At 68.9% G+C, this 3238-nt stretch carries 3 protein-coding genes and 1 pseudogene; all 4 read right to left on the bottom strand.

Annotated features, from left to right (window positions below; translation table 11 throughout):
* Positions 1-48: 48 nt before the first annotated feature.
* On the bottom strand, positions 49-183 hold the full coding sequence (locus tag J0L98_RS21480) for a hypothetical protein (RefSeq protein WP_296414271.1): 135 nt from the start codon (positions 181-183) through the stop codon (positions 49-51).
* Entirely contained in the window at positions 180-1385 is a 1206-nt protein-coding gene (locus J0L98_RS21475; protein WP_296414269.1) for a class I SAM-dependent methyltransferase, read from the bottom strand. The genes J0L98_RS21480 and J0L98_RS21475 overlap by 4 nt, the downstream gene beginning before the upstream one ends.
* Before the next feature lie 14 nt (positions 1386-1399).
* Entirely contained in the window at positions 1400-2764 is a 1365-nt protein-coding gene (gene rfbH, locus J0L98_RS21470; RefSeq protein ID WP_296414267.1) for a lipopolysaccharide biosynthesis protein RfbH, read from the bottom strand.
* A pseudogene (locus J0L98_RS21465) lies at positions 2761-3238 on the bottom strand (CDP-glucose 4,6-dehydratase); the annotation flags it as partial. The pseudogene J0L98_RS21465 and the gene rfbH, both read right to left, overlap by 4 nt.

The following is a 3238-nucleotide window of genomic DNA, read 5'->3' as shown; positions in this document are numbered from 1 at the left end:
ATGACACGGAATAATGGCCCATCTTGATTTAAAGACCAGGATTTGGCGCTAAAAGTTGGGTTCAGAATGAGGTTTCTTCGATTTTGCGATTAGTGTTTGTTCGGGATTTGGATTTACCCCTGTAGGACCCTGCTCAATGCCATGATTGGCCAGCCAGTCGGCGATGCGTTCGGAAACTTTCATGTCGGCTCGGTGATGAAGTGCAGGCTACGTGTGCGGTCAGGTTCCAGACGGGCGACCTCGGCCCCGATCTGATGGGGGTTTACGGCGACGCAGACGAGAACTTGTGCGTCCGGGTGACGACTTAGTCCATCGGCAGGGGCCACAATGGGCTTTCCGGCAAGAAGCTGTCCCTGCTTGTTGGGTGCGCTGTCGAGAAAGGCCCGCACCTGCGCAAGCGGAATGGTCCCTGCCCCGAGCAGACGCTGGGTCCAGGAGCCCGCGCCCCAGACCAGCACCGGCCCCGGGCCGAGGGGCGGCTGGATGCCCAGGCTGGCGGCGCTCCGCTGCAGGCTGTCGGCCAGATAGCGGCGCAGGGTGTCCACGCAGGGGGCGTTCCCGTCACTGCTCCCGTCGATGCCCCTCTGCACCCGGGTGGCGATCCCGGCAAAGGCCGGGTAGGGCGTGCCGTCAGAGAGGATGAGCGGGGTGGCCGGAAAGGCTGTCGGGTGCAGCCCCATCCTCGTGAACAGCCGGTGCAGGGCGCGCGGGCCGAAGTGGTTGATGTGCTCGCTGTCGAAGTAGTAGAGCGGTGGGCGGTGGGTGCAGTCGTAGCCCCGGGGATCGGGTACCTCGACATAGAGCGCGCCGTCGGGGGCCAGCAGCCGGGGCAGACTGTCGAGCCAGTCCAGGTCGCGCAGGTGCTCCGCCACATGGGACAGCACGATCAGGTTGAACTCGCTGCCTGCGTAAAGCCCGGGGGATTCGTTGGCCAGACCGGCGCGCACCGGAAGACCCTGGGCGCGGGCAGCGGCCACCGCAGCCGGGTCCGGGTCCAGACCTTCGGCCCGCGTGTATCCGCGACTGTGAAGCACCTGAAGCAGCCCGCCGGCGCCGCAGCCGATGTCCAGGATGGCAGCGTCCCTGCCCGGTAGCAGCGCTTCGAGGCGGTCAGCGAGCTGTTCGAGACGGCGCTGATCCGCCGGGTTCTGGCCCGCGCCGGTGCCGGTGGGGCCGCCGTACTTGGCGAGCTGTTGGTAGTAGTGATCGTAGTCGGCCTGGACGGCCGGGGTGTCGGCGTAGACAAAGTCACAGGCCGTGCAGGCCACCAGCCGGTAGCCGGATGGCAGCGGCGAGTGGCTGGGCTGGGGCAGCGAGAGCTCCCCCAGCAGGTCCGGCGCGCGGTTGCCGCAGAGGGGGCAGGGGCGATGGAGGTCGGGAGGCATGTTTGCCCGGTGCGTCAGAAGCCCGCGCCGACGAACTGGCGGATCAGGTCGGCGCTGTAGTCCAGCTGGGCCTCGCTGAGCCCCGGCCACACGCCGATCCAGAAGGTATCGCGCATGATCCGGTCGGCCACCGGGAGCTCGCCCACCACCCGGAAGTTGCGCCCGGCCATGGAGGGCTGGCGGGTCAGGTTGCCGGCAAACAGCAGGCGGGTGCCGACCTTGTGCTGATCCAGGTATTCGAGCAGATCGACGCGGTTGACCCCCGCCTCGGGGCGCAGGGTGATGGGGTAGCCGAACCAGGACGGGTCGCTGCCCGGGGTGGCTTCGGGCAGGACCAGGAAGTCGGTGGCATCGGCGAGCCGGGCCGTGAGGTGGGCGAAATTGCGTTTGCGGGCGGCGATGAAGCCGTCCAGCCGGTCGAGCTGGGCAAGGCCGCAGGCGGCCTGCATGTCGGTGATCTTGAGGTTGTAGCCGATGTGGCTGTAGGTGTACTTGTGGTCGTAGCCCGGCGGCAGGCTGCCCAGCTGCCAGCCGAAGCGCTTGCCGCAGGTGTTGTCGCAGCCGGGCTTGCACCAGCAGTCACGGCCCCAGTCGCGGAAGGATTCGGCGATCTGGCGTAGCTGCGGGTCGTTGGTGAGCACCGCGCCGCCCTCACCCATGGTGATGTGGTGGGCGGGGTAGAAGGACAGGGTGGCCAGGTGGCCGAAGGTGCCGACCTTGCGGCCCTTCCAGGTGGAGCCCAGGGCGTCGCAGCAGTCTTCGATCAGCCACAGGCCGTGCGCCTGGGCGAAGGCACAGATGGCGTCAAGATCGAAGGGGTTGCCCAGGGTGTGGGCGATCATGATGGCCTTGGTGCGGGGTGACAGGGCGGCCTCCAGCAGGGCCACATCGATGTTGTAGCTGGGCAGGGTGGCGTCCACGAAGACCGGTACCGCGCCGTTCTGGAGGATGGGATTGACGGTGGTGGGGAAGCCCGCTGCCACGGTGATGACCTCGTCGCCGGGCTGGATGGCGCGGGCGCCCAGCTTGGGCGATGTGAGGGTCGAGAAGGCCACCAGGTTGGCCGACGAGCCGGAGTTGACGGTGAGGGCGTGGGCCACGCCGACGAAGGCGGCAAGGCGGGCCTCGAAGGCGTCGTTGAAGCGCCCGGTGGTGAGCCAGGCGTCCAGCGCCGCGTCGATCATGGCGTCCTTTTCGGGGTCACCCACCACCTTGCCGGAGGGCGGCACGGCGTCGATGCCGGGGCGCCAGGCCCGGGGTGAGGTGGCGGCCCGGGCCGGGCGCACGATGATCTCCAGTTCCTGCCCGGCCAGCTCCGGCAGGTCGAGCTGGAGGCGGCCGTCGGCGCCGGGGGTGAGGGTCTTGCGGATCAGGCTCATGGGGGGCTTCCGAAGGCGACGATTTCGTCGAGGGTGTAGCGGTGCATGTCGGCACCGTTCTGCCAGGCTTGATACCAGGCGAGGCTGCGCGTCACCGCTTCGTCGGCCCGCCAGTGGGGGCGCCAGCCCAGGCGGACGCGGGCCTTGGTGCAGTCGAGCTTGAGGGTGTGGGCTTCGTGCACCTGGGGCGTGGCGGCGACGGCCCAGTGGGCGGCCGGGCCCCAGCCTTCGGCGAGCTGCTTCACCACCCACGCGACGCTGCGGGCGTCGGTTTCGTCGGGGCCGAAGTTCCAGCCCTCGGCAAAGGCGGCGCCTTCGTCCACCAGGCGCTCGGCGAGCTGCAGATAGCCGGAGAGCGGTTCGAGCACGTGCTGCCAGGGGCGGATCGCGCCGGGGCTGCGCAGGGTGACGGGCTCGCCGTCCGTGAAGGCGGCCAGCACGTCGGGCACCAGCCGGCTGGGCGTCCAGTCGCCA

The sequence above is a fragment of the Zoogloea sp. genome (assembly GCF_017302315.1).
Taxonomy (GTDB): domain Bacteria; phylum Pseudomonadota; class Gammaproteobacteria; order Burkholderiales; family Rhodocyclaceae; genus Zoogloea.
The sequence above is the reverse complement of the archived record's forward strand: the minus strand, read 5'-3'. Positions and strand labels throughout refer to the sequence as shown.